We start from the raw sequence: 25352 nt of genomic DNA, 5'->3' as shown, positions 1-25352 counted from the left end.
TGTTTTGACTTGAAATATTCTGCCGTCAATCCATTGGGAGGCGGCCGCAATCGATAGTATTTTTAAAATAATCTAGTCGTGCTGGTTCTCCGGCCTGGCGGGGTTTGAGCCGACGCCCACGCTGATCAATCGGCGAGGACCTGCCCGACCAGATGTTCGGCCCAGGCGTGGTAGCCGGCTTCCGAGGCGTGAAAGCCGTCGGAGGCAAAACCCTCTTGCGGGTTGGTGATCGGCAGCCGCGGCGCCGGCACTGCGCCGCGCTCGAAACACAAGCGCTCGCCCATGCGGTTCATGGCGGTGGCGCGGATCTCCAGAATCTTGCCGAGCAGCGGCGGCATGGCCGGCGCACGGGTGAACTCCAGCACCGGCGACCAGACCACGCGCGCCTCCGGCCATTTGGCGCGCAGGGCGTAGAGCAGGCCGCCGAACTCCTTCTTGAAGCGCGGCACCGAGTGGAAATTCTTGGTGTCGTTGGTGCCGATGGCCAGAACAATGTGCGTCCACGGATCGGCCGACAGATTGGGCAGCACATGGTCGCGGATCTGGCCCGACGTTGCCGAGTTGAAGCCGGCGGCGCGCCAGCGTACGGCGTTGCCGGAGCGTTGCGCGATCATTACGGCAAGCTGTGCGGCAAGCCCGTCCTCGGAATTGCCGATGCCGACCGAAGCAGCGGAGGAATCGCCCAGCACCAGCAGCGAGATCGCCGGCGCCTTGCCGGATATCTCGTGCATCACCGGCCCTTGCGCCGGCAGCATGCGGGTGGTGCGGCGGCGCACGCCAAGCCCCTGCCAGACGTAGACAGGGTAAGCGAGCCAGGTGAGAAGGGCCGGGAAGCGCATGGCAAAACCGTTTAAAGATCAGCGGCAGGCTTAGCGCATGTTCGGGCGCAGGTGAACGCGCTTCTAGTCGCAGCAGCTCGGCTGCCCCTGCCTGTCCTGATATTCGTCGTGCAGCCGCACCCAGTCCATCAGGCTTTGATAAGCGCCGTTTTCGCCGCGACCCTTCGGCGTCATGTCGAGATAATCATAAGTGCCGATCTGCGCCTCGCCGCCGCGGGCGCGCGACATGAAGGTGAGGAAGATGTCGCCGTTCTCGTCCTTGTAGAAAACACTGGTGCCGGGAAGGTCCTTCGATGTCCGCGGACGGGTCTCGAAATTATAGGTGGTGTCGCCGGCGGCGATCTGCTTGTCGGTGAACGAAACCTGCATGTCGAAATTGAAATCCGAGGCGTAAGACGACACCCAGTCGAATTTCCAGCCCATGCGCTGCTTGTAAGGCAACAGCTCCGCCAGTGGCGCGCGCGCTATCACTACCAGCGACACGTCGTGGTGCCTGAGATGCTGGTTGGCGCCATCGATATGGTCGGCAAGGAACGAACAGCCTTCGCAGCGATGATCCGACCCTGGCGTCATCATGAAGTGGTAGACGATGAGCTGGCTGCGGTTGGCGAACAGCTTCGTCAGGTTCTTCGGACCTTGCTCGGTCTCGAACACGTAATCCTTCCTGATCTTCAGCCATGGCAGTTCACGCCGCTCGGCCGCGACGCGCTCGCGAAACCGCGTCAGTTCCTTCTCGCGCGCCAGATGCGCCTTGTTGCGATGCATGAACTTCTCCCTGTCTGTCATCCCAAGGACGTTCGGAATGGGCAGGAACCGACATCGCTGCCGGTTTCGACCGAAAGGGAAATAAGGATGCTGACGTCCGATCCCAAGACCGGGCTCGCCACAAACAAAAACCCGGGCGCATAGGCCCGGGTTTGTATGACAACGGGAGGACCGCTCAGGCTGCCTGTTCGAGGCTTTGCTTCCATTTGCCCAGCGCCGCCAGGTGGTTCATGTGGGCGCGATGGGTGAAGGCGGCCTGGCCGGCGGCGACGTTCGACGCCTTGCCGCTCCAGGCTTTCTGCGGGGCTGCCTGCAGGGCGCGACCGTAGGAGAAGGTCAGCTTCCACGGATGCGGGCCGATGGCGTTGATGGCGTTGAGGTTGGCGGTCGCTTCCTCGTCGGATTGTCCACCTGAGAGGAAGGCGATGCCCGGCACCGCAACCGGCACGGTTTCGCGGAAAAGCTTGATCGTCTTCTCGGCGATCTCCTCGGGGCTGTTCGTCTTGCCGGATTTCTTGCCTGATATGACCATGTTCGGCTTCAGGATGGTGCCTTCGAGCACGACGCGCGCCGCATGAAGCTCGTCATAGAGCTTGATCAGCGTCGCCTTCGAGACCGCGTAGCAGGTGTCGATATCGTGGGCGCCGTCCATCAGCACTTCCGGTTCCACGATCGGCACGATGCCGGCTTCCTGGCAAAGTGCGGCATAGCGGGCGAGCGCATGGGTGTTTGAGGCGATCGAATTGGCCGAAGGCACGCCCTTGCCGGTGTCGATGTCGATCACCGCGCGCCATTTGGCGAAGCGGGCGCCGAGCTTGTAGTAGTCGGCGAGACGCTCGCGCAGACCGTCCAGGCCTTCGGTGATGGTGTCGCCGGGAAAGCCGGCCAAAGGCTTTGCGCCGGCATCGACCTTGATGCCGGGGATGGCGCCCGCGGCCTTGATGATGTCGACCAGCGGCGTGCCGTCGGCGGCCTTCTGGCGGATGGTCTCGTCGTAGAGGATGACGCCGGAGATGTATTTGGTCATCGCGTCCTTGGCGCGAAACATCATCTCGCGGTAGTCGCGGCGGCTGTCGGCGGTCGATTCGACGCCGATGACGTCGAAGCGTTTCTTGATGGTGCCGGAGCTTTCATCGGCGGCCAGCAGGCCCTTGCCGCCGCCCACGATCGCGGCGGCAATATCTTCGAGACGTTCGCTCATTGTTGCTTCTCCTGAAGGGGTCTGTTCCGCGCTTAACGGAAGTCTACCGCCAAAGGAATGGCATCGGAAAGCTCGAATCGATTGAAAGTTCCCGGCGCGTCGTTTGGCGCCGTCGTTCCCGGTTAGGCCTGCTTCTTCAGCACGTCGACGCCGGGCAGCGGCTTGCCTTCCATCCATTCGAGGAAAGCGCCGCCGGCGGTCGAGACATAGGTGAAGTCGTCGGCGACGCCGGCATGGTTGAGTGCGGCCACGGTGTCGCCGCCACCGGCGACCGAGACAAGCTTGCCGGCGTTGGTGCGGGCTGCCGCGTGCCTGGCCGCCGCGACCGTCGCGTGGTCGAAAGGCTCGATCTCGAAGGCTCCGAGCGGGCCGTTCCAGACCAGCGTCGCGGCGCGGTCGATCCATTCGCCGATCGCCTTCACGGTCTTTTCGCCGACATCGAGGATCATGCCGTCGGCCGGCACATCAGAGATGGCGACGGTCTCGCAGGCGGCGCCCGCCTTGAATTCCTTGGCGACGACGCCGTCGACCGGCAGGATGATGGCGCAGCCGGCTTCGGCCGCCTCGATCATGATCTGCTTGGCGGTCGGGGCAAGATCATGCTCGCACAGCGACTTGCCGACGGCGGTGCCGCGCGCGGCAAGGAAGGTGTTGGCCATGCCGCCGCCAATTACCAGCGCGTCGACCTTCTTGACCAGGTTCATCAACAGGTCGATCTTGGTCGACACCTTGGCGCCGCCGACAATGGCGACGACCGGACGGACCGGATTGCCGAGACCCTTCTCAAGTGCTTCAAGCTCGGCCTGCATGGTGCGGCCGGCATAGGACGGCAACAGACGCGCCAGCCCTTCGGTCGAAGAATGGGCGCGATGGGCAGCGGAAAAGGCGTCGTTGACGAAGATGTCGCCATTGGCGGCCAGCCGCTCGGTGAAGGCCGGGTCGTTCTTCTCTTCGGTCTTGTAGAAGCGGGTGTTTTCCAAGAGCAGCACGTCGCCCTTGTTCATGGCCGCAACGGCGCTTCCCGCGGTGTCGCCGACGCAGTCGCTGGCGAAGCCGACGGGGCGCCCGAGCACCTCGGCGGTCGCCTTGGCGATCGGCTCCAGCGAGAATTCGGCCGAGGGGCCATCCTTGGGCCGGCCGAAATGGGCGAGCAGGATGACCTTGGCGCCCTTGCCGGACAGTTCGGCGATGGTCGGCGCGATGCGTTCGATGCGGGTGGCGTCGGTGACCTTGCCGTTGGCGACGGGCACGTTGAGGTCGACACGCACCAGCACGCGCTTGCCGCTGATATTGCCGATATCGTCGAGTGTCTTGAAGGCGGCCATGCTGGTTCCTTTCCGTGGAAAATCGCCGGGACCATACCTCGCATCAATGACGATGCAAGGCTTGAGCCGCGGTGCGCGTTAAATTTTGAAGTCAGGGCGAACGTAGCGGTGATGCTGGGGGACGAACTTGCTTTGGTTAGTGGCGCAGACGGATCGTACTCAGCTCTCGATCGTTGCCTTTTCCGCGGCAGGATCCGAGGACGGCTTCTCCTCAGCCGGAGCCTCCGCGACCTGCGCCTCCGTCGGCTTGCGCCAATTGCGGATGAAGGCAGAGACCCGGTCGCCCATCTCGCCAGCGCTGAGAAACACCGGCACACGCGCCACCGGCGCGGTCGGTTCGAAGGACAGGCCGAGCCCTGTGATCTTGCCCTTGTCGTCGACGTCGCGGACAATCAGCTCGATCGGACCGATTAGCACCCGGTCAGCATATTCTGCATGGCCGCCGAGACGCGCCGCCACCAGTGCGCCGACGGTGAGCTTTTGCTCGACTTCGGTCAGTCCCGGAGCGTAGGCGGCTTCCAGTTCCGCGGCTGAACGTGCGGGATCGACGGCGAAGGCGCCGAAGAAATCGGCATCCTCGGGATCGACCACGGCACGGCTGGCGAACAGCTTGTCGAGCAGGCGCGGATAGCGGTCGGGCACGAAGATGTAGACCTGGTCGCCGGCGGCGAGCCGGCCCATGTCCTGGAAGCGCATCGAGCGGCCGTCGCGCAGCACTAGCGAGGGTCTGGCCCAGCGTGGAATGCGTTCGCCGCGCGCCACCGGGCTGCCGGGCGCGACACGGTAGGCTAGAAGCTCGTGATGGGCCGAGCCCGGCAGTTCGAGTTCGACCTTGTCGAGCGGTCCGAGTCTCGCCGGCACGATGAGGCCGAGCCGGCGCGCCAGTGGGCCGACCGTCCAACCCTGCACCACCAGCGACACCAGCACGATGATGAAGGCGGTGTTGAAGATGACGCGCCCGTTCTCCAGCCCGCCGAGCAGCGGGGTGATGGCAAGCAGGATGGAGACGGCGCCGCGCAGGCCGACCCAGGACACGAAGGCGACTTCGGGGCGCGGCAGGCGGAACGGGATCAGGCAGAGCCAGACGGCGACCGGGCGCGCGACGAACATCAGGAACAGGCCAAGCAGCACCGCCGGCACCAGGATCGCCGGGAATTGCGAGGGCGTCGCGAACAGGCCGAGGATCAGGAACATGATGATCTGCGCCAGCCACGACATGCCGTCCTGGAAGCGCTTCAGGATGGTGACGGCGCGGATGTCGGAATTGCCGGCAATCAGGCCGGCGAGATAGACCGCGAGAAAACCCGAGCCGCCGATGGCGCCGGCGGCGGCAAACACCATCAGCGACAAGGTCAGCACGAAGATCGGCAGCAGGCCGTGGTCGAGATTGAGCCGGTCGACGAGGCGTACGATGGCAAGGCCGCCTAGCACGCCGACGATGGCGCCGAGGCCCATATTGAGCACGAAGCCGAGGATCAGGTCGGTGACCAGCACATGGGTCTCGGGATTGGCGTGGGCGGCGATGACCTCGACCAGCGTGATGGTCAGGAAGATGGCGATCGGGTCGTTGGTGCCGGATTCAACCTCGAGCGTCGCGCGCACCCGTTCGCGCAAATTGATCTCGCCGGCGCGCAGCAGGAAGAACACCGCGGCCGCGTCGGTCGAGGCGACGGCGGCGCCGAGCAGGAAGGATTCCAGCCAGGTGAGGTCGAGCAGATAGTAGGCGGCGGCGCCGAACAGGCCGGTGGTCAAAAGCACGCCGAAGGTCGCCAGCGACAGCGCCGGCCCGGCCGCCTGGCGGAGCGCGTTGAGCGGCGTGCCGAAACCGGAATCGAACAGGATAACGGCCAGCGCCAGTGAGCCGGCAAAATAAGCCACGCGCGCATTGTCGAATTCGATGCCTAGACCGTCGGTGCCGGTGGCAAGGCCGATGCAGAGGAAGAGCAGCAGCAGGGGGGCGCCGAAGCGGAAGGCGATCAGGCTCGAAAACGCGGCGGCGACGACGAGCGCTGTGCCGACCAGCGTGACGAGATAGATCGCATGCTCCATCCGTGACTTGCCCCTCGAATTCCTCTTCCTCCCGATTTACGGGAGAGTGGGGCGAAGGCATGGCCAGTGCAAGGCGGGAGGGTGGTTTTTTGCCCTATGCCGCTGATTTTTGTGCATTTTGGCCGGTCGGGCTGGCTTGGCACGCGCTCCGACGAAAAACGCCCGGACAAAGCCGGGCGTTTGAAGCTGCGAGACGATGTTTGTGATCAGGCGATGGTCTTGCCGAAGGCGACCGAGGTGTCGGCCATACGGTTGGAGAAGCCCCACTCATTGTCGTACCAGGACAGTACCGAAACGAAGTTGCCGTCCATGACCTTGGTCTGGTCGAGCGCCATGATCGAGGAGCGCGGATCATGGTTGAAGTCGATCGACACATTCGGGTGATGAGTGACGCCCAGAATGCCCTTCAGCTTGCCGTTGGAGGCGGCGATCACCGCTTCGTTGATCTCCTGCACGGTGGTCGCGCGCTTGGCGATGAACTTGAAGTCGACGACCGAAACGTTCGGCGTCGGCACGCGGATCGAGATGCCGTCTAGCTTGCCCTTGAGGTCGGGTAACACGAGGCCGATCGCCTTGGCAGCGCCGGTCGAGGTCGGGATCTGCGACAGTGCGGCGGCGCGAGCGCGGTAGAGATCCTTGTGCATGGTGTCCAGCGTCGGCTGGTCGCCGGTGTAGGAGTGGATCGTCGTCATCATGCCTTTTTCGATGCCGACGGTGTCGTGCAGCACGGAGGCCAGCGGCGCCAGGCAATTGGTGGTGCAGGACGCGTTCGAGATGACAATGTGGTCCTTGCTCAACTGGTCGTGGTTGATGCCATAGACGACGGTGAGGTCAGCACCTTCGGCAGGCGCCGAAACGACGACGCGCTTGGCGCCGGCGGTCAGATGCGCGGCGGCCTTGTCGCGGGCGGTGAAGATGCCGGTGCATTCGAGCGCGATGTCGATGCCGAGTTCCTTCCACGGCAGCGTTGCCGGGTCCTTGATCGCGGTGACCTTGAAGGTCTCCTTGCCGACGGTGATCTGGTCGCCGGAAACCGAAACTTCATGCGGGAAGCGGCCGTGCACGCTGTCATAGCGCAGCAGGTGCGCGTTGGTCTCGACCGGGCCGAGATCGTTGACGGCGACGACCTCGATGTCCTTGCGGCCGGATTCATGGATGGCGCGCAGGATGTTGCGGCCGATGCGGCCAAATCCGTTGATGGCAACTCTGACGGTCATTTTACTCTCCCTGGGAGCTCGAAAGGCGGCAGATGGGTCCGCAGCTTCATAGCGGCGGAAGCGGAAAGAATCCAGCCGCAGCGACGTGGATTTAAATCGATTAGGTTGGGCCAGTCCCGCGAAGCCGCCGCAGCGGTTCGCGGGAATGACACCGAGCTTACTTGCTGTGCAGGCGGGCTTCCGCCGCTTTGGCCGCGGCTTCGGCGGTGATGCCGAAATGCGGGTAGAGCTGTTCGATGGTGCCGGAGGCGCCGAAGCCGTGCATGCCGATGAAGATGCCGTCGGAGCCGATCAGGTGATCCCAGCCTTGGCGGATGCCGGCTTCGATCGCCATCTTGATCGGCGCATTGCCGATGGTCTTCTTGCGGTAGGCATCGCTCTGCTGGTCGAACAGTTCGAAGCAAGGCACCGAGACGACGCGGGTCGGGTGGCCGTGCTTTTCCAGGAGGTCGCGGGCGCCGAGCGCGATCTCGATCTCGGAGCCGGTGGCGAAGATCGTCACCGCGGCGTCACCGCTGGCCGCGGCCAGTTCATAGGCGCCCTGGCTGCTCAGGTTCTTGGCCGCGTATTCGGTGCGCACCGTCGGCAGGTTCTGGCGGGTCAGCGCCAGGGTCGACGGCGTCTTTTCCGATTCAATGGCGATCTGCCAGCATTCGGCGGTTTCCACCGCGTCGGCCGGACGGAAGACATTGTGGTTCGGAATGGCTCGGAGCGCCGCCAGATGCTCGACCGGCTGGTGGGTCGGGCCGTCTTCGCCGAGGCCGATGGAATCATGGGTCATGACGAAGATCGAGCGGATGCCCATCAGCGAGGCCAGCCGCATCGACGGACGGGCATAGTCGGAGAAGCACATGAAGGTGCCGCCATAGGCGATGAGGCCGCCATGCAGCGTCAGGCCGTTGAGAGCGGCGGCCATGCCATGCTCGCGGATGCCGTAGTGGACATAGCGCTGGCCGTAATCGTCCGGAGTGATGTTCTTGGTCTGGCTGGTCTTGGTGTTGTTGGAGCCGGTAAGGTCGGCGGAACCGCCGATGGTCTCGGGCACGGCGCCGTTGATGACTTCCAGCGCCATTTCCGAGGATTTGCGGGTGGCGACCTTCGGCTTGTCGGCCGACAGCTTCTTCTTGTAGTCGGCTATGACGGCGTCGAAGTTGGACGGCAGCTTGCCGGCGAGACGGCGCTCGAACTCGGCCTTCAGCTTGGCGTCGGCCTTGGCCAGGCGGCCCTCCCAGTCGGTGCGCGGCTTGGCGCCGGCCTTGCCGGCGGTGCGCCAGGCGTCGAGGATGTCGGCCGGAACTTCGAAGGGCGGCGAGTCCCAGTTGAAGAACTTGCGCGCACCGGCGATCTCGTCGGCGCCGAGCGGCGAGCCATGCGCCTTGTTGGTGCCGGCCTTGGTCGGGGCGCCGAAGCCGATGGTCGTCTTGCAGGCGATCATCGTCGGCTTGTCGGAATGGCGGGCGGCCTCGATGGCATAGGCGATGGCTTCGGGATCGGTGCCGTCAATGTGGCTGGCGTTCCAGCCCGAGGCCTGGAAGCGGGCAACCTGGTCGGTGTTGTCGGCGAGCGAGACCGGACCGTCGATCGAGATGTTGTTGTTGTCCCAGAAGACGATCAGCTTGTTCAGCTTGAGGTGGCCGGCCAGCGCGATGGCTTCCTGGGAAACGCCTTCCATCAGGCAGCCGTCACCGGCCAGCACATAGGTGTAGTGGTTGACGAGGTCGTTGCCGAAGGCGGCGTTCATGATGCGCTCGCCGAGCGCGAAGCCGACCGAATTGGCGAGGCCCTGGCCGAGAGGCCCGGTCGTGGTCTCGATGCCGGTGGCGTGGCCGTATTCGGGATGGCCGGCGGTCTTGGAGCCGAGCTGGCGGAAATGCTTGATCTGGTCGAGGGTCATGTCCTCGTAGCCGGTCAAATGCAGCAGCGAATAGAGCAGCATCGAGCCATGACCGGCCGACAGGATGAAGCGGTCGCGGTCGGGCCAATGGGGGTTCTTCGGATCGTATTTCAGGAACTTCGTGAACAGCACGGTGGCGATGTCGGCGCAGCCCATGGGTAGGCCGGGGTGGCCGGACTGAGCCTTTTCGACAGCGTCCATGGCGAGAAAACGGATCGCATTGGCCATCCGGTCATGTTGTTCACGCGACGTCATGGTACCTCCGGGGTGGGGATTTGCGGGCTTGGCAGAGCCCTGGAAAGGGTGCGCGACACATAGCAGGCGCGGGCTTTTAGTCAACAAATCGGCTGCACATTTGCCGGTCTTGTGATGCCGGCGGCAGGCCTACATTAGCGTTAGCAGGGGACAGTCGCGAGAGCTTTGTTGACGTTACCTTCACCCGGTGCCTAATGTTTCCTTGTTAACGCGTTCTGAACGCGAGCGATTCGGTGATGGGCAGGGCACAGGACGAAGGCCATGACCGGGGAAACCACACTCAAGGAAGTCATCCACAGGCTGGGCAAGGCCATCGAGGGGCTGGAAAACGCCGTCGCGGCCAAGCTTGAGCATGAGCGCGACTACTCCGAAGCCGAGGCTGAAGTGCAGCGCATGAATGCCGACCGTTCCCGGCTGGCGCAAGAACTCGACAATTCCGAAGCCCGCGCCGAACGGCTGGAAGATGCCAACAAGGAAGTGTCGCGCCGACTGGTGACCGCCATGGAAACCATCCGCGCGGTGCTGGACAGATAGGAGCTGCAGGCCATGGCACAGGTCACGGTTTCCATCGACGGCAAGCAGTACCGCATGGCTTGCGACGAGGGCCAGGAAGAGCATCTGATCGACCTTGCCGAACGCTTCGACCGCTATGTCTCGCATCTGAAGGATTCGTTCGGCGAGATTGGCGACCAGCGGCTGACGGTGATGGCCGGCATCATGGTGATGGACGAGCTGTCGGAGCTGCAGAAGCGCGTCAAGGGCATGGAGACCGAAGTGCAGACGCTGCGCAAGACGCGCGACGATGCGCTGACCAAGGCCGACAAGAACGACACCGTGCTGACCAGCGCGCTCGGCGCGCTCGCCCAACGTATGGAAGACCTGGCCACGTCGCTTGCGGTCAACAAGGCCTGAGCGCAGCCTTTTCCCGCAGAAACGAAAGACTGTCGGGCCGAATGTCGGGTAGGTAGAACGAAAGTGCTCGTTCCGTCGCCGACAAGAGTTTCCTATTGTCTCGCGGCCGCGATTTATGCGCTAAGATGCGGCAATGCCGGAGCGTGGGCGCCGCCTTGGTGCCACTCCTAACGAAATCTGTTGCAGGGGAAATGTGCCATGAGCCTTCGTATCAACGACATCGCGCCGGACTTCACCGCTGAGACGACGCAAGGGACGATCAATTTCCATGACTGGATCGGCGACGGCTGGGCGATCCTTTTTAGCCATCCGAAGAACTTTACCCCGGTCTGCACGACCGAGCTTGGCACGATGGCCGGGCTCGAAGGCGACTTCAAGAAGCGCAACGTCAAGGTCATCGGCATATCCGTCGATCCGGTTGCGAGCCACGACAAGTGGCAGGCCGACATCAAGACGGCGACCGGCCAGACGGTGAACTACCCGCTGATCGGCGACAAGGACCTCAAGGTGGCCAAGCTCTACGACATGCTGCCGGCGGGCGCCGGCGAGACGTCGGAAGGCCGCACGCCGGCCGACAACGCCACGGTGCGCTCGGTCTACGTCATTGGGCCGGACAAGAAGATCAAGCTGGTGCTGACCTATCCGATGACCACCGGCCGCAACTTCGACGAGATCCTGCGCGCCGTCGATTCCATGCAGCTGACCGCCAAGCATCAGGTGGCGACGCCGGCCAATTGGAAGCAGGGCGAGGACGTGATCATCACCGCTGCCGTCTCCAACGAGGATGCGATCAAGCGCTTCGGCGCTTTTGACACGATCCTGCCCTATCTCAGGAAGACCAAGCAGCCGACAGCCTAGGTTTTCTCGACCCGGGTCGTTTTTCGATTTGTCCTGTTTCTGGCAAGGCGTGCTTGACGGGTGCGCCTTGCTGGATGACCATGCTCTTGGTTCATTCCGGCAGAGAAAATCATTCCTGCCGGAGCGAGGGGTAGGGGAGCCGGAAATTGGACGCAGCTTTGGCCAAGCCGCTGGTCAGCGGCTTCTACGACAAGCCGACCGGAGCCATACAGTATGTCGTCGCCGATCCGGCGACGAGGCGCTGCGCCATCATCGACCCAATCCTGGATTTCGACGAAAGGTCCGGCGCGACGGCGACGAAAAGCGCCGATGCCTTGCTGGATTTCATTCGGGAGAACGGACTGGAGCTCGAGTGGATCCTCGATACTCATCCGCATGCCGATCACTTCTCGGCAGCGCATTACCTCAAAGAGAAGACCGGCGCGCCGACCGCGATCGGCGACAGGGTCGTCGAGGTCCAGGCGCTGTGGAAGGCGATCTACAACTGGCCGGATTTTCCCGCCGACGGCTCGCAGTGGGACCGGCTGTTTGGCGAAGGCAATAGCTTTCGGATCGGCAGCCTTCCGGTCAAGGTGCTGTTTTCGCCCGGCCACACGCTGGCTTCGATCACCTATGTCGTCGGTGACGCGGCCTTCATCCACGATACGCTGTTCATACCCGACAGCGGCACGGCAAGGGCAGACTTTCCCGGTGGCAGTGCGGCGCGGCTGTGGCGATCGATCCAGGGCATTTTGGCATTACCGGATGACACGCGCCTATTCGTTGGCCACGACTACCAGGAGGGTGGCCGCGAGCCGCGTTGGGAGAGCACCGTCGCTGAGCAAAGGGCGAAGAATATCCACCTGGTTGCGGCGCACACCGAAGCCGAGTTCGTCGCCTTGCGTGAGGCGCGGGACAAGACATTGCCGATGCCGCGGCTGATCCTGCATGCGCTGCAGGTCAACATGAACGGCGGACGGCTGCCCGAGCCGGAAGCCAATGGAAGGCGGTATTTGAAGTTCCCGCTGGATGGGTTTTAAGGGGCTGTTGGCGAAGCTGCCAATCTCCCCCCTTGCGGGGGAGATGCCCGGCAGGGCAGAGGGGGGTGCTGTCCCTCCGCCCTGTCAGCCAGATATAGCTGCGCCCTCAATTTCCGATTGAGGTAGCTAAAACCGAAGTTGGCGATCCTTCACACCCCCCTCTGTCCTGCCGGACATCTCCCCCGCAAGGGGGGAGATTGGATGTCACGAATGCTTTCGCCAATCGCTGCCGCACCCACCAGACACAAAAAAAGCGGCGCCAGTTTCCTGGCGCCGCCTTTGTTTCGTAACCGAACCTGGCCTTAAGCCGCGGGCTGCGCCTCAATCGTGCGCAGAGCCTGCATCTGGCGCTTGGCGGCCGCCTTGACCGCGTCCTGCACCTTCTCGAAGGCGCGCACCTCGATCTGGCGCACGCGCTCGCGGCTGATGTCGAACTCGGCCGACAACTCTTCCAGGGTCAGCGGCTCTTCGGCGAGGCGACGGGCCTCGAAGATGCGCCGTTCACGATCGTTGAGCACGGCCAGAGCGCCCGACAGCATGCCGCGCCGGTTTTCCAGCTCGTCCTGCTCGATCAGCATCTCTTCCTGGCTTTCGTGGTCGTCGACCAGCCAGTCCTGCCATTCGCCGGATTCACCTTCGCTGGCGCGGATCGGCGCGTTGAGCGACGCGTCGCCCGACAGGCGGCGGTTCATCGACACGACTTCGGCTTCGGAGACATTCAGCCTGGTGGCGATCTCGGCGATCTGGTCGGGCTTCAAGTCGCCATCGTCGAGCGCCTGGATCTTGCCCTTCACCTTGCGCAGGTTGAAGAACAGGCGCTTCTGATTGGCGGTCGTGCCCATCTTGACCAGGCTCCACGAGCGCAGGATGTACTCCTGGATCGAGGCCTTGATCCACCACATGGCGTAGGTCGCAAGGCGGAAGCCACGCTCGGGTTCGAATTTCTTGACGGCCTGCATCAGGCCGACATTGCCTTCCGAGATCACTTCGCCGATCGGCAGGCCGTAGCCGCGATAGCCCATGGCGATCTTGGCGACGAGCCGAAGGTGGCTGGTGACGAGCTTGTGCGCAGCGGAAGTGTCTTCATGCTCGGCGTAACGCTTGGCGAGCATGTACTCTTCCTGCGGCTGAAGCATGGGAAAGCGGCGGATTTCTTCCAGGTAGCGGCTGAGGCCGCCTTCGCCGGAAACGATACTGGGTAATGACTGGGCCATGATAGCGCCCCCTCTCTATTGGAGTGATGCCCCCGAAACGCGGCGGGCATGTGACGCGAGCACCAAAAGGCTCCCCCGCGACAGGTGATTTATACAGGAACAAAACCAGAAAAGACAGGCATTTGTTCAACACGAAACAGTGTGTCACGCCAAAGTGAACAATGCCGCTCAGGTTTTAGCTGGCTGGTTCAGAGCTTCCGAAAGCCGCCGACGAGTTCCTCCATATCCCCCGGTATCGGCGCCTCGAACCTCATCGACAAATGGGTAGTCGGGTGTCGAAATGCAAGGAGCCAGGCATGCAAAGCCTGGCGGGAAAACGCCTTGACCTGACCTTTCAACGGTTCCGGCAGCCGGTTGGCCTTGGTGCGGAAGGCCTGGCCGTAGTCGGGGTCGCCGATGACGGGATGGCCGATATGGGCCATGTGGACGCGAATCTGGTGGGTGCGGCCGGTTTCCAACCGGCATTCGACCAGACTGGCGGTGGCGAACGCCTGCTGGTCCTCGCCGAAACGCTCCTTCACGGAGAAATGGGTGACGGCATGGCGGGCGTCGTCGCGGCCTTCCGGCACCACGGCGCGGCGCACGCGGTCGGCGGCGCGGCCAAGCGGTGCGTCGACCGTTCCCGACGGCCGCGAGGGGATGCCCCAGACCAGCGCCAGATAGGCGCGTTCGAGATCACCGGTGCGGCCATGGTCGGCCAAGGCCTCCGACAGCGCCTTGTGGGCGCGGTCGGTCTTGGCCACCACCATGACGCCGCTGGTCTCCTTGTCGAGGCGATGGACGATGCCGGGCCGCCTGACGCCGCCGATGCCCGAAAGACTGTCGCCGCAATGATGGATCAGCGCGTTGACCAGCGTGCCGGTCCAGTTGCCGGCGCCGGGATGGACGACGAGGCCGGCCGGTTTGTTGATGACGATCAACTCGTCGTCCTCGTAGAGCACGTCCAGCGCGATGTTCTCGCCTTGCGGCTCGGCCGGCTCCGGTTCGGGCATTAGTACAGCTACACGCTCGCCAGCGACCATCTTGCGCTTGGTCTCGTCGATCGGCTTGCCATCGATCGAAACGGCACCTTGCCGGATCAGCATCTGCACTCGGCTGCGCGACATATCGGGGCCAAGCGCGGCCGCCAGCCACTGGTCGAGGCGCTGGCCGGCCGCTTCCGCGCCGGCTTCGAGCACGGTTGGCGGCGCCTCTATGAATTGTCTGGTCTCTTCGTTATGAGCGCTCATCGAAAAAAGTTCCGGAAAGTTCTGCCATGGCCCGGCCCGTTGCCGATGAAGAAGAAAAGCCGCTCGATCCCGAGATCGAAAAGGTGCGCGGCAGGCTCATCCGCTTCATGGCCATCAATCTCGGCCTGCTTTTGCTGGCCCTTATGGTGGTGATCGCGGCCATTGTCTACAAATCGCGCAAAGCGCCGCCCACGAACCCGCCGCTCGCCAGCGACATTCCAGTACCGCCCGGCGAGCCGCTCACGGCCGACATCGTGCTGCCGGTAGGAGCCAAGGTGATCAGCCAGGCGCTGTCGGGCAATCGCATTTCAATCGACGCCGAGCTCAGCGACGGCAGCCGTGCCATTTTCATCTACGACATCGCCGAGCGCCGTATCATCGGCCGCTTCGCCATCCGCAACAAGTGAGCCTACAGGCATGACCGGGTTTGCCGAACATCGCCGTGTCGCGACCGTCACGCTCGTCGTCGCCAGTTACGATGAGGCGATCGCCTGGTATGTCGAACGGCTGGGCTTTCTGCTTACCGAAGATGTCGATCTCGGCGGCGGCAAGCGCTGGGTGACAGTGGCGCCGGCCAACGGTCAGGGCGCCAGGCTGCTTCTCGCCGAAGCTGACGGCGAGAAGCAACAGAAGAGCATCGGCAACCAGACCGGCGGCCGCGTCTTCCTGTTCCTCGAAACCGACGATTTTGCCCGCGACCACAAGGCAATGCTGGAAAAGGGCGTCGACTTTCGCGAAGCGCCGCGTCTCGAGCCTTACGGCACGGTGGCGGTGTTCGCCGATTTGTATGGCAATCTGTGGGATCTGATCGAGCCGAAGCGCCAGGTCTGAGCGGCCAATTCAGCCGTTCGTCCGAACCGCTCAAAGCCCGGTTGCTTTTTCCCAGCCGTCAGCCTATATCGCCGGTTCTTGAACGCGCCCATCGTCTAGCGGTCAGGACACCGCCCTCTCACGGCGGGAACAGGGGTTCGATTCCCCTTGGGCGTACCAAACAACGGCTGGGCCGTTTCTTCCCTCCACAATTTCAGACAAGCTGCCACGCGGATCGCGTTCGACCGCGAGGGGGCGGCGGTATCAGCGAAAGCCGGCTAGTCCGTGCACCCGAATACACCCAATTTAAGTCAGGCCGCGACGCTTGAAAGCGTAGCAATCTCTGTTACTTGCGGTGCGGGGGCAGCATCTGCGGCAACGCGGATTTGGGTCGGGTAAAGCAGGTAATGAGCTCGGTGACAATGACATGCCCGCACTGCCACGGCAGCGGGAAGATTTTCGATTGCTCCAGATGGTATGCGTCAAAAGGGCATTGCTGCCCGCAAGGAACGCATCGAACAGGCTGCCCGGGGCAGACCATGGCATGCGCCGAATGCGCAGGCGTGGGCACGTTGACGGAGGCCGAGCTCAGAGCTGTCGCGTAGCCAACGTCCTTCAACCTTGAACGCTTGGCCCTTTTTTCGTCTTCACCGCCATACGCCGGTCGACATGGTCGCTTCTGGCGCGTCGCTGCCAATTGCACTAGCATCATTGTGCGAAGCCTTGCCAAGGGCTCGTTGCGGCGCGCAGAACGCCGGGGAACAGATAGGGAAAAGCCGCCAGGCATGCACATCCGCCGCGCGCATGGCGTGCGGCGATGGTATGATTTGGCAGGATCCAAGCTCGCCCTGGAAGGCGATGGGTCGGCGAGGAGAAGACCGATGCAGAAACTGCAATCGCAGGGCGTCCATCACATCACGCTCGTCGGTGCCGGCCGCCAGACATCGATCGATTTCTGGGAAGGCGTGCTCGGCATGCCGTTCATCTTCGAGCAGCCCAATCTGGACAAGGCGAGCGAAAGCCATCTCTATTTCGATCCCGGCGACGGGAGGCTGATCACCATCTTTACCGATGAGAGCCGCACGCCGGTGAAGCGGCGCACGCCGACCGATATGGGCTGTGTGCATCACATCGCCTTTTCGGTGTCGCGCGTCACCTTCCTGCAGGCAGTCGCCCGGCTCGACGAGCGCGGCATCAAGCACAGCGGCGTCAAGGATCGCGGCTTCATGGATTCGATCTATTTCGAGGATCCTCTCGGCCTGTTGATCGAGCTCGCGTCCTACCGCTTCGAGCCGCCGGCGGGATTCACCCATGCCGATGTACTGATGCAGGCGCACAAGCTGCGCGTCGCGCGCGGCGACTACAACATTGCCGAAGTGCATCTTGCCGACGCCATCCAGGCGTTGGTGGAGAGTTCCCGCGCGACCTTGTCGGACGACCGGGCACCGAAGAATCCATACTGACGGCCACACAAAGGGGAGGACCACGATGGCAAAGACAGTGAAGAGCGCGAAGAAACCTGCGGCAAAAGCTGCCGCCAAGCCTGCGGCGAAGGCATCCGCAAAGGCCTCACCCAAGGCAGCCGCAAAGCCGGCTGCGAAAGCAGCGGCAAAGCCGGTAGCGCCAAAGGCAAAGGCCAAGTCTGCGAAGAAGCCGGCGCTGAAGATCAGCATGCTGAAGCCGAGCGTCAACAACATGACCGTTCGGGTGTTTGCCCGTGCGGCCGGCTTCGACGCCGCCGAGACCGATGCCTGGGGCCACACGCGCTCGCCCGAATATATGGCGCGCAATCCCGCGCATCTGACACCGATGATCGAGGACAAAGGTCTCCCCAGAGGCGTGCTGTGGGAGAGCTGCGCCATCATGCAGTATCTCGCCAACAAGCACGGGCTGGAGAAATTCTATCCCAAGGCGCCGGCCAAGCGGGCGATGGTCGACAGCGCCATGTTCTACCTGATCGGCACGCTCTACCCCTATGTGGCGCGCGCCACCTATCCGGCGCTGGGTTTCCCGCACTATGCCGGCGAGGTCGGCCACAGCGACGCCCATCCGGACAAGAAGTCCGAGGCGCAGAAGGCGGCCATGGCGGCGATTGCCGAGCCGCTGGAGGTGTTTCACTCCTTCTTCAGGGACGGCAAGCCGTTCATCGGCGGCAAGTACCCGTCGATCGCCGACATCCGCCTGGCATCGACACTCGAGTTCCTGGCCGTCATCGACTACGCGCTGCCCAAATGGGCGAAGGAGTATATGGCGGCCATCGAGAAGAAACTCGGCAAGGCCTATGCCGAGCCGGCTGGCGATGTGCGCGGCTACATCGCCTATGTGAAATCACAAGCCAGCGCGCAAAGCTAAGGATTCGTTAACCAAAGCCCTGTCTATTGAGGGCAATCCACCCTGCGACCACGGATGTACTGGCGCCGAAGTGGAAGGAAAGGTCGGCGCAATGCCGGCCTTTTTGCTTTTCGCCGATGCGCCATAAGACGCGTCCCCGCGCTCTGCCATAGAGTCTGACATCAGGCATATTGCCATTGCCGGCTTCGACCCTACCATCATGCCTGGCGGCCGAGGTACGAGGAGCTTTGCGATGAAGGGCGTGGCGAGATTGTTTGCGGTTGCCGGTGTTGTGTTGGCCGGACGCTACCCGTCCAATGCTGCACCGCTCGATACGATGAGCGAGGTCGGCGATGCGATCCAGGCGTGCTGGACGCCGCCGGCCGATGCTGGAAATGCCAGCGTTACCTTGAGCTTCAGCTTCAAGCGCGACGGCACGCTGATCGGTCCGCCGCGACCGACGGCGATCAAGGTCGACGGCGACGCCAATGCCAAGAAGTCGTTTGTCGACGCCGCAACCACTGCTCTGCAGAAATGTCTGCCGCTGAGCTTTTCGTCCAAGCTTGCACAAGGCGTAGCTGGCAATGTCTTCACCATGCAGTTCGCCTCGCCCAAGCAATAAGCGAGCGTCACTCAGTTGTGCCGGCGCCTTATGTCGACATGCCGTTGCAGGTCTGGTGTCTCGAAGACGTAGTCGGCCCACGCCGATTCGGGAATCTGGCCCGCGAGATAGCATTCCAGCAGCAGGCTCTGCTCGGGATCGAGCGCCCTTGGCGCCCGTTCATGGTCCAGCCCCAGCGAGTGGAACAGGTTCTTGGTCAGGCCAGAGACAGTGAAGTGAATAGACATCTTCGGTCTCCTTTTGTCTGACACAACGCGGGACAGCGGAGAAAGGTTTCAACCGCAAGGGCCGATAACGCGTGATTGATCGGGCTGCGGCCCGGCCATTGTCGATGCCTGGCTTCGTCTCAATCTTGAAACAAAAGTGTAATAGCGAGTTTACAGCATTCGGCATAATACACTTGGCGTAAATACATGGCCGTTGCTGGCTTCCTCTTAATTAGACTTGCCTCACGTATTGAGGCTCAATCGGCTGGAGCGGCTATCGGCTCCACAGGGTACAAGGACCAGGGGCGCCGATGATGCGTTTGTGGCTAGTCGTGATCTTCGCCCTGGTGTCGATGACGGCGACCGTCCTCGGAAGCTCGGCTTCCCTTGCCGATCCATGCGCCGCACTCAGAGGCCAGATGGTGTCGTCCGGCCGCAGCGGCGGGATCAGCCCCGAGCTTGCGCAGCTGCGCCGCCAGCTTGCGGCGATCCAGGGCCTGGAGAGGCAACGCCGCTGCACGGCGCAAAGTGCGACGGGCGGCTTCTTCAACGCTTGCGCCGACCTCGCCAAAAGCCGCGCGCAGGTGCAACGCCAGATTGCCGGCGCCGCGATTTCGGGCCGGGATACGTCCGGGCTGCAGGCCAGGCTCGTCGCGCTCGGCTGTGCGCCCGCCGCCGGGCAACAGAGACAGCGCCCGGCGGGCGCCATGATCGGCAGCAATTCGATGCTGTTTTGCGTTCGCCTGTCCGACGGCTATTTCTTCCCGGCACCGAAATCGCAGTTCGTGCAAGGCGACGATGTCAAGGAGATGGTCGATCAGTGCCGCTACATCTGCGACGATGCCGGCGTCGACCTGTACACGCTCGGCGACCCAAGCCTTGAAACCGAAGAGATGGTCGCGCTCGGTACGCGCAAACCCTACAAGGATCTGCCGGCGGCCTTCAAATACCGCGACGATGCGACTTTCCGGACATGTGACGTCAAGCGCTATTCCAGGCGTGTCGCCGAACTGAGAGCGCGCACGGTGACGCCAGCCAATATGAGCAACGCCATCATTCCCCTGCCGTCGGCAAAGCCGGATCTCGGCACCGTTGCGCAAATCCCCCGGATCGACGCCGATGCCCCGGAGGCCAGGGGCGCTGCCCAGCAGCAGTCGGTCGTGTCGTTGGCCGGCGAGCGGCCAGTCAGGATGGTCGGGCCGGCTTTCTTCCCGTCGGAGTAACCTGCGCCTAGTGCCAGCTATTCGCAGACCATCTTGTAGCGTTTGCCGGGTTCGCTGACATTCTTGCAGGTAAGCGGGTTGGCCGGTTCGGAAGCCATGCTGGGCGGGCTGGACCTGACGTGCCGTCTTGGCACGACCTTGGTCGTCTGCCGCCGAACCGCCGGCCGGTACGGCTCCTGCGGCGGTGCCGTTGGAAACACACCAGCTGCCGCCTGCATCTTGCTGGCCTCGGTCTGCGACGGATCGCGATCCCAGACCCGCCTGATATCCAGCGGCCTCGGGATCACGACCGTGCCGTCATAGCTGCGCGCACAGCCGCTGCTCGCAAGCAGCGCCAGGCCCAGGAAACAAGGCACGATCCATCCAGTCATCAGCAACACCCCCTGCCGACTTATAGCCCGGCCGGGGTTCCGCCGACAACCGGCGGAATACCGCAGGGCAATGTGGGCTCTGGCCGCAGTTTGGATGCGTTATGGTTAGCGGATCATTAATGCTTCTCGGGCACATTCCGCCGGCGAGCCGCTGAGGGGGTTCGGCCTTGGCTTTCGGGGTGGGAACGGGATGGCTGACGGGACAGTTGGAACACGCGGCGGACGCGGTTCCCGAAAAGGGGCTGTGAACGGCGAGGATACGTCCGTCGGGGCTTCACCCGAAGCGCTGCGCCAACTGGTCGAGGCCGGTGCTGACTGGGTCTGGGAGACCGACGCCGAACTGCGCTTTTCCTGGCTTTCGGAACATTACCAGGCCGCCACCGGCATCGATCCCGCCAGCATTCTTGGCCGCTTCCGCTTCGATTTCCTCAAGCAGACGGTGGACGGCAATCGACACGCCGCCGCGCATCTGGAGGATCTGCAGGCGCATCGGCCGTTTCGTGACTTCGTCTATGAATTGAAAGGTGGCCGCCCGGGCTGCCGCTGGGTTTCGATCACCGGCTTTCCCCGGTTCGACAGCGAGGGCGAGTTTACCGGCTATCGCGGCATTGGCCGCAACGTCACGGCGCTGGCCGGTACGCTGGACGACCTTCGGCAGGTGCCGCCGGCCGCAGCCGAGAGCACGCAGCATCTCGCCGACCTCGAGCGGACCATGGATGCCATGCATATGGGCGTCGTGCTGCTCGATGCCAAGCTCGACACGCTCATCGTCAACAAGGCCTATCGCGACCTCTCAAGGATTCCCGACGGCGCCGTCACGGTCGGCGCGCCGTTCAGCCTCCTGATGGAGCTCAACCGCCGCAACGGCATCTATGGCGATCTCGATGAACAGCAGTGGCAGCATTACCTTGCCACCCGCATCGAGGAGATCCGCGCCGGCTCGGTTGCGCCGCGCGAGTTCACCCACGCCAACGGCCGCACGATGATGTTCTCGGTCACGGCGCTGTCCGGCGGCAAGCGGCTGTTGACCTATTACGACGTCACCGAGCTGACACTTCGCGACGCCGCGATCGAAAGCGCCAACGCCAGGACCGCCGAGACCTTCGCCAATCTGCGCACGATGGTCGACCAGATGCCGATCGGCGTCGTCGTCGTCGACGCCGAATTGCGCGCCGAAGTGATCAATCGCGCCTTCTACGATTTCTGGCAGATCGATGCCAAGCAGGCCGGCATCGGCTGCAGCTTCCGCACGCTGATGGAGGCCAGCCGTGGCATCGATCCGTTTGGGCAGGACGAAGCGGCCTGGCAACAGCACATTGCCGAGCGCGAGGCGGAGATCCGCGCCGGCATTGCCGGATCGCGGCAGCTGCCGCGCAATGACGGCCGCACCTTGATCTGCTCGACGGCGCCGCTCGCCGGCGGCAAAAGGCTGATCTCTTACGTCGACGTCACCGACATGAAGGACCGTGAGGCCGAGCTCGCCGAGGCACTGGAAAAATCACGGCTGGCTGAAGCAGTGATCAACGCCGTCGAGGACCCGATTTTCGTCAAGGACGACAATCTGCGCTTCGTCTTCGTCAACGAGGCGTTTTCTGCGCTGTTCGGACAGACGCCGCAGGCCATGCTTGGCAGGCCTGGCGGCGACTTCATGCCGGGGAGGGACGCCGCGCTGTTCGAAGACAGTGAACGCGCCGTACTGGCGACAGGCACGCCCTACGAGGTCGAGGAGAATTTCGAGGTCGAGGGCGCCAGGCGCTCGCGCATCGTGCGCAAGAACCGCGTCGGCATGCCCAGTGGCCGCAACTATGTCGCCGGTTTCCTGTTCGACATTTCCGACATGAAGCGCCGCGAGACGGAAGCCGAGGACGCCCGCAAGAACCTCGCCACCGTGCTGGAATCGCTACCGGCCGCCGTCATCATCTACGACCGCGACGACAAGTTCGTTTTCGCCAACCGCAAGCTGCAGGACACGCTGCCGGCGCTGGTGCCGGCATGGCAGCCCGGCAGCAGCTTCCGCGACGCGCTGGAACTGGGGCATTCGGTCGGCTATTTCCGATCGAGCGGCGATCCCGAGATCGACAGACTCTATGATGGCGATCGCGATGTTTGGCTCAACGCCATCCTCGCCCGCTACCACTTGCCGAACTCCTCCTACGAACGGCGCAATGCGGACGGCCGCTGGTACCAGGTCTACGACATGCGGACCGAGGACGGCACCTTCATCGGCGTGCGCGTCGACATTTCCGACATCAAGAGCCGCGAAAAGGCCCTGCAGGATTCGATGCGCCAGATCGACCTGTTCCGCCATGTCATGGACGAGCTGCCGGTCGCTGCCTTCATCAAGGCGCAGGATCTCAGCATCGAATTCGTCAACAAGGCCTGGTGCGCCATGACCGGCATCGCCAAGGAAGATGTCATCGGCCGCACCGACCGCCAGCTGTTCGGCGCCGACGATGCCGAAAGCTACAGCTATGACGACACCGAGGTCGTTGTCACCGGCAGCGTCAAGGAGATCGAGGAACCCGTCACCCACCGCGACGGCACCGTGCGGCAGTTGATGACGCGCAAGAGCCGGCTGGTGGCGCTAGACGGGTCGGTGCATCTGGTCGGCTCCAGCACTGATATCACCGAGGTCAAGGCGCGTGAGCAGGCGCTGGAAGAAAGCATGCGCGAGAACGAGGTGTTCCGCAGTCTCATCGACAACGTGCCGGTGTCGATCTACGCCAAGCGCTCGGACCTGCGCCAGTTCTACGTCAACAAGGGCTGGTGCGACCTTACCGGCCTGAGCAAGGAGGAGGCGATCGGCAAGACCGACGTCGAGATCTTCGGCGCGGACGGTGAGGCCTTCGTCGCCGGCGATATGGCCGTGCTGCGCACCGGCGAAACACAGGAGATCGAAGAGACGGTGACGCTTGCCGGCGGCAATGTGCGCCACCAGTTCGCGCGCAAGGGCGCGATGATCGCCTCCGACGGTTCGCTCTATCTGATCGGATCGACCACCGACATTACCGAATTGAAGATGCGTGAGGCCGAGCTGCGTGAGGCGCGCCAACGCGCCGTGCTCGCCGACCGCGCCAAGTCGGAATTCCTGGCCAATATGAGCCACGAAATCCGCACGCCGATGAACGGCGTGCTCGGCATGGCCGAGCTGCTCGCCAAATCCGACCTCGATCCCAAGCAGAAGACGTTCACCGACATTATCGTCAAGTCAGGCAACGCGCTTTTGACCATCATCAACGACATATTGGATTTCTCCAAGATCGATGCCGGCCAGCTCGTGCTCGACCCCGCGCCGTTCAACCTGCCAGAGGCGATCGAGGATGTGGCGACACTGGTGTCGACACGTGCCAAGGAGAAGGATCTCGAGCTGATCGTGCGCGTCGAGCCGGGCCTGGAAAGCCTGTTCATCGGCGATGTCGGCCGCTTCAGGCAGATCGTTACCAATCTGCTCGGCAATGCGGTGAAGTTCACCGACGAAGGCCATGTGCTGGTCGATGTCACGGGGACAAGGGTTGCGACCGGAACCAGGCTCACCATCTCGGTCACCGACACCGGCATCGGCATTCCGGAGGAAAAGCTCAAGGCCGTCTTCGAAAAGTTCAATCAGGTCGATACCTCGTCGACCAGGCGCCACGAAGGCACCGGGCTCGGCCTTGCCATCACCTCGCGGCTGGTCGAGTTGATGGGCGGCGAGATCGGCGTCGAGAGCGCCGAGGGCAAGGGCTCGACCTTCTGGTTCACCGTCACGCTGCCCAGGGCCGGCCAGCAGACGGGGCAGCGCATCATGCCGGTGGACGTCACCGGCGCGCGGGTGCTGATCGTCGACGATAACGCCGTCAACCGGTCGATCCTGACCGAGCAGATGGTGTCGTGGACGTTCGATTCCTGCGCCGCCGAAAGCGGACCCGAGGGGCTCAAGGTGCTGGTCGCCGCAGCTGCCTATGGCGTGCCGGGCGACTGCGTCGTGCTCGACTACCAGATGCCGGGGATGAGCGGCGCCGAAATGGCGCGCATCGTGCGCAACACCGCAGGGCTGGCCGACACGCCGATCATCATGCTGACCTCGGTCGACCAGTCGCTCGCCAACACCAGCTACCGCGACCTCGGTATCGACGCGCAGCTGATCAAGCCGGCGCGCTCCTCGGTGTTGCTGGAGACGTTGGTCGCGACCATCCAGCGCCATCGCCACGGCACGGCAGGTGGCGATGGGGAACACGCGGCAAGCGACAGCTCCGGCCAGGCGACGGTGCAGCCGGTGTCGGCGCCGCCGGCACGGGCCGCATCCGAGCGGGCCCAGCTGCATCCGCCGCCGGTGCGTGCCCGCGCCCGGGCAGGCGGCAACGAACGCGGGCTCGACATCCTCGTTGCCGAGGACAATGAGGTGAACCAGATGGTGTTCACCCAGATCCTCGGTGAAACCGGCTATAGTTTCGAGATCGTCGGCAATGGCCGCAAGGCGCTCGACGCCTTCGGCCGGCTCAATCCGCGCATGATCCTGATGGACGTTTCGATGCCGGAGATGAACGGGCTCGAAGCCACCGCCGCGATTCGCCGGCTGGAGGAAGAGAGCGGCACGCGTATCCCGATCGTCGGCGTCACCGCGCATGCCTTGAAGGGCGATCGCGAGCGTTGCCTGGAAGCTGGCATGGACGACTATCTGCCCAAGCCGATCAGCCCCAAGGCACTGCTCGAAAAGGTCGAACGTTGGGTCGGAATATCGGGCGAAGCCCAACGAGACGCCGGCTAGCGGATTTTCCGCACCGGATTCGGCGGCACCACGAGGTCCAGGGATATGGTGCGATCGCACCATATCAAAGCTTGCGCCCAGTCGGGAAAATGGCGGCAACGAAACCGCTCATTCAGTTACGGGCGGGAGCAAGCGACCGCCGACAAAGAAACAGCGTCGAAATCTACCCCAACGGACCTGTTTTTGGCGATGGCTCGGCCAAGATACGCTCTGGCCTCGGGCAACGCGCTCCCGTCCGGTTTTTCTTTCTCGGCATCGCAGCCTG

The 25352-nt window shown here is 63.4% G+C and carries 22 protein-coding genes and 1 tRNA gene; 12 read left to right on the top strand and 11 right to left on the bottom strand.

From position 1 onward, the window contains the following. Positions 1-125 precede the first annotated feature (125 nt). The 7 genes from AC1D1B_RS26945 to tkt form a co-directional block, all read right to left on the bottom strand. Positions 126-839 (bottom strand): SGNH/GDSL hydrolase family protein, encoded by a 714-nt coding sequence (locus AC1D1B_RS26945; RefSeq protein WP_477335963.1) that lies wholly within the window; start codon positions 837-839, stop codon positions 126-128. 63 nt (positions 840-902) lie between these two features. Further along, complete coding sequence (locus tag AC1D1B_RS26940; RefSeq protein WP_477335961.1) at positions 903-1604, bottom strand: DUF899 domain-containing protein; 702 nt, start codon at positions 1602-1604, stop codon at positions 903-905. Positions 1605-1779: 175 nt separating this feature from the next. Then, a complete protein-coding gene (locus AC1D1B_RS26935; protein ID WP_477335959.1) occupies positions 1780-2805 on the bottom strand; it encodes a class I fructose-bisphosphate aldolase in 1026 nt (341 codons plus the stop codon). A 122-nt stretch (positions 2806-2927) separates the two neighbouring features. Then, positions 2928-4130 (bottom strand): phosphoglycerate kinase, encoded by a 1203-nt coding sequence (locus tag AC1D1B_RS26930; RefSeq protein WP_477335957.1) that lies wholly within the window; start codon positions 4128-4130, stop codon positions 2928-2930. A 159-nt stretch (positions 4131-4289) separates the two neighbouring features. After that, positions 4290-6179, bottom strand: coding sequence for a potassium/proton antiporter (locus tag AC1D1B_RS26925; RefSeq protein ID WP_477335956.1), 1890 nt, complete (start codon positions 6177-6179; stop codon positions 4290-4292). A 206-nt stretch (positions 6180-6385) separates the two neighbouring features. Beyond that, positions 6386-7396, bottom strand: a complete 1011-nt coding sequence (gap, locus tag AC1D1B_RS26920; RefSeq protein WP_477335954.1) for a type I glyceraldehyde-3-phosphate dehydrogenase — start codon at positions 7394-7396, stop codon at positions 6386-6388. 157 nt (positions 7397-7553) lie between these two features. Further along, positions 7554-9545 (bottom strand): transketolase, encoded by a 1992-nt coding sequence (gene tkt, locus AC1D1B_RS26915; protein WP_477335952.1) that lies wholly within the window; start codon positions 9543-9545, stop codon positions 7554-7556. Between the two features lie 261 nt (positions 9546-9806). Here tkt and AC1D1B_RS26910 point away from each other — a divergent pair, with 261 nt between their 5' ends. From AC1D1B_RS26910 to AC1D1B_RS26895, 4 genes are all read left to right on the top strand, one after another. Beyond that, on the top strand, positions 9807-10079 hold the full coding sequence (locus AC1D1B_RS26910; RefSeq protein WP_023670128.1) for a DUF4164 domain-containing protein: 273 nt from the start codon (positions 9807-9809) through the stop codon (positions 10077-10079). Positions 10080-10091: 12 nt separating this feature from the next. After that, on the top strand, positions 10092-10457 hold the full coding sequence (locus AC1D1B_RS26905; RefSeq protein WP_477265081.1) for a cell division protein ZapA: 366 nt from the start codon (positions 10092-10094) through the stop codon (positions 10455-10457). 198 nt (positions 10458-10655) lie between these two features. After that, positions 10656-11315 carry a peroxiredoxin gene (locus AC1D1B_RS26900; RefSeq protein WP_477335950.1) on the top strand — a complete coding sequence of 220 codons (660 nt, stop codon included), beginning with the start codon at positions 10656-10658 and terminating at the stop codon, positions 11313-11315. Positions 11316-11461: 146 nt separating this feature from the next. Then, positions 11462-12334 (top strand): MBL fold metallo-hydrolase, encoded by an 873-nt coding sequence (locus AC1D1B_RS26895; protein WP_477335948.1) that lies wholly within the window; start codon positions 11462-11464, stop codon positions 12332-12334. Positions 12335-12636: 302 nt separating this feature from the next. Here the strand turns inward: AC1D1B_RS26895 and rpoH are convergent, their stop codons facing one another. After that, a complete protein-coding gene (gene rpoH / locus AC1D1B_RS26890) occupies positions 12637-13548 on the bottom strand; it encodes an RNA polymerase sigma factor RpoH (protein WP_181058020.1) in 912 nt (303 codons plus the stop codon). Positions 13549-13736: 188 nt separating this feature from the next. Next, positions 13737-14777: an RluA family pseudouridine synthase gene (locus tag AC1D1B_RS26885; RefSeq protein WP_477335946.1), complete on the bottom strand. Its 1041-nt coding sequence runs from the start codon at positions 14775-14777 to the stop codon at positions 13737-13739. A 26-nt stretch (positions 14778-14803) separates the two neighbouring features. On the opposite strand from AC1D1B_RS26885, the gene AC1D1B_RS26880 reads away from it, so the two are divergent. The 6 genes from AC1D1B_RS26880 (at position 14804) to AC1D1B_RS26855 (ending at position 18540) form a co-directional block, all read left to right on the top strand. Then, complete coding sequence (locus tag AC1D1B_RS26880) at positions 14804-15184, top strand: fimbrial protein (RefSeq protein WP_477335944.1); 381 nt, start codon at positions 14804-14806, stop codon at positions 15182-15184. Between the two features lie 10 nt (positions 15185-15194). Then, positions 15195-15608 (top strand): VOC family protein, encoded by a 414-nt coding sequence (locus AC1D1B_RS26875; RefSeq protein WP_477335942.1) that lies wholly within the window; start codon positions 15195-15197, stop codon positions 15606-15608. An 84-nt stretch (positions 15609-15692) separates the two neighbouring features. Next, positions 15693-15767, top strand: a tRNA-Glu gene (locus tag AC1D1B_RS26870). Positions 15768-16468: 701 nt separating this feature from the next. Then, positions 16469-17050 carry a VOC family protein gene (locus tag AC1D1B_RS26865; protein WP_181058030.1) on the top strand — a complete coding sequence of 194 codons (582 nt, stop codon included), beginning with the start codon at positions 16469-16471 and terminating at the stop codon, positions 17048-17050. A 25-nt stretch (positions 17051-17075) separates the two neighbouring features. Next, positions 17076-17939 (top strand): glutathione S-transferase family protein, encoded by an 864-nt coding sequence (locus tag AC1D1B_RS26860; RefSeq protein WP_477335940.1) that lies wholly within the window; start codon positions 17076-17078, stop codon positions 17937-17939. A 232-nt stretch (positions 17940-18171) separates the two neighbouring features. Further along, the gene (locus AC1D1B_RS26855) at positions 18172-18540 is read left to right on the top strand and encodes a hypothetical protein (protein ID WP_477335938.1); all 369 of its coding nucleotides are present in this window, start codon (positions 18172-18174) and stop codon (positions 18538-18540) included. An 11-nt stretch (positions 18541-18551) separates the two neighbouring features. On the opposite strand, the gene AC1D1B_RS26850 is transcribed toward AC1D1B_RS26855, so the two are convergent. Continuing rightward, complete coding sequence (locus AC1D1B_RS26850) at positions 18552-18767, bottom strand: hypothetical protein (protein ID WP_477335936.1); 216 nt, start codon at positions 18765-18767, stop codon at positions 18552-18554. Between the two features lie 293 nt (positions 18768-19060). Here AC1D1B_RS26850 and AC1D1B_RS26845 point away from each other — a divergent pair, with 293 nt between their 5' ends. Then, on the top strand, positions 19061-19969 hold the full coding sequence (locus AC1D1B_RS26845; RefSeq protein ID WP_477335934.1) for a DUF2865 domain-containing protein: 909 nt from the start codon (positions 19061-19063) through the stop codon (positions 19967-19969). Positions 19970-19986: 17 nt separating this feature from the next. On the opposite strand, the gene AC1D1B_RS26840 is transcribed toward AC1D1B_RS26845, so the two are convergent. Continuing rightward, a complete protein-coding gene (locus AC1D1B_RS26840) occupies positions 19987-20340 on the bottom strand; it encodes a hypothetical protein (protein ID WP_477335932.1) in 354 nt (117 codons plus the stop codon). A 190-nt stretch (positions 20341-20530) separates the two neighbouring features. On the opposite strand from AC1D1B_RS26840, the gene AC1D1B_RS26835 reads away from it, so the two are divergent. After that, positions 20531-25087 carry a PAS domain-containing protein gene (locus AC1D1B_RS26835; protein ID WP_477335930.1) on the top strand — a complete coding sequence of 1519 codons (4557 nt, stop codon included), beginning with the start codon at positions 20531-20533 and terminating at the stop codon, positions 25085-25087. Positions 25088-25352: the final 265 nt, after the last annotated feature.

The sequence above is a fragment of the Mesorhizobium sp. P2_C5_2 genome (genome assembly GCF_056404535.1).
The sequence above is the reverse complement of the archived record's forward strand: the minus strand, read 5'-3'. Positions and strand labels throughout refer to the sequence as shown.

Bases quoted from the DNA above. Each gene is read 5' to 3' on its own strand.
- AC1D1B_RS26875 (WP_477335942.1), top strand. From the start codon at position 15,195: ATGACCGGGTTTGCCGAACATCGCCGTGTCGCGACCGTCACGCTCGTC.
- rpoH (WP_181058020.1), bottom strand. From the start codon at position 13,548: ATGGCCCAGTCATTACCCAGTATCGTTTCCGGCGAAGGCGGCCTCAGC.
- AC1D1B_RS26840 (WP_477335932.1), bottom strand. From the start codon at position 20,340: ATGACTGGATGGATCGTGCCTTGTTTCCTGGGCCTGGCGCTGCTTGCG.
- AC1D1B_RS26910 (WP_023670128.1), top strand. From the start codon at position 9,807: ATGACCGGGGAAACCACACTCAAGGAAGTCATCCACAGGCTGGGCAAG.
- AC1D1B_RS26935 (WP_477335959.1), bottom strand. From the start codon at position 2,805: ATGAGCGAACGTCTCGAAGATATTGCCGCCGCGATCGTGGGCGGCGGC.
- AC1D1B_RS26885 (WP_477335946.1), bottom strand. From the start codon at position 14,777: ATGAGCGCTCATAACGAAGAGACCAGACAATTCATAGAGGCGCCGCCA.
- gap (WP_477335954.1), bottom strand. From the start codon at position 7,396: ATGACCGTCAGAGTTGCCATCAACGGATTTGGCCGCATCGGCCGCAAC.
- AC1D1B_RS26855 (WP_477335938.1), top strand. From the start codon at position 18,172: ATGAAGGGCGTGGCGAGATTGTTTGCGGTTGCCGGTGTTGTGTTGGCC.
- AC1D1B_RS26900 (WP_477335950.1), top strand. From the start codon at position 10,656: ATGAGCCTTCGTATCAACGACATCGCGCCGGACTTCACCGCTGAGACG.
- AC1D1B_RS26925 (WP_477335956.1), bottom strand. From the start codon at position 6,179: ATGGAGCATGCGATCTATCTCGTCACGCTGGTCGGCACAGCGCTCGTC.
- AC1D1B_RS26880 (WP_477335944.1), top strand. From the start codon at position 14,804: ATGGCCCGGCCCGTTGCCGATGAAGAAGAAAAGCCGCTCGATCCCGAG.
- AC1D1B_RS26845 (WP_477335934.1), top strand. From the start codon at position 19,061: ATGCGTTTGTGGCTAGTCGTGATCTTCGCCCTGGTGTCGATGACGGCG.
- tkt (WP_477335952.1), bottom strand. From the start codon at position 9,545: ATGACGTCGCGTGAACAACATGACCGGATGGCCAATGCGATCCGTTTT.
- AC1D1B_RS26905 (WP_477265081.1), top strand. From the start codon at position 10,092: ATGGCACAGGTCACGGTTTCCATCGACGGCAAGCAGTACCGCATGGCT.
- AC1D1B_RS26945 (WP_477335963.1), bottom strand. From the start codon at position 839: ATGCGCTTCCCGGCCCTTCTCACCTGGCTCGCTTACCCTGTCTACGTC.
- AC1D1B_RS26930 (WP_477335957.1), bottom strand. From the start codon at position 4,130: ATGGCCGCCTTCAAGACACTCGACGATATCGGCAATATCAGCGGCAAG.
- AC1D1B_RS26860 (WP_477335940.1), top strand. From the start codon at position 17,076: ATGGCAAAGACAGTGAAGAGCGCGAAGAAACCTGCGGCAAAAGCTGCC.
- AC1D1B_RS26940 (WP_477335961.1), bottom strand. From the start codon at position 1,604: ATGCATCGCAACAAGGCGCATCTGGCGCGCGAGAAGGAACTGACGCGG.
- AC1D1B_RS26865 (WP_181058030.1), top strand. From the start codon at position 16,469: ATGCAGAAACTGCAATCGCAGGGCGTCCATCACATCACGCTCGTCGGT.
- AC1D1B_RS26850 (WP_477335936.1), bottom strand. From the start codon at position 18,767: ATGTCTATTCACTTCACTGTCTCTGGCCTGACCAAGAACCTGTTCCAC.
- AC1D1B_RS26835 (WP_477335930.1), top strand. From the start codon at position 20,531: ATGGCTGACGGGACAGTTGGAACACGCGGCGGACGCGGTTCCCGAAAA.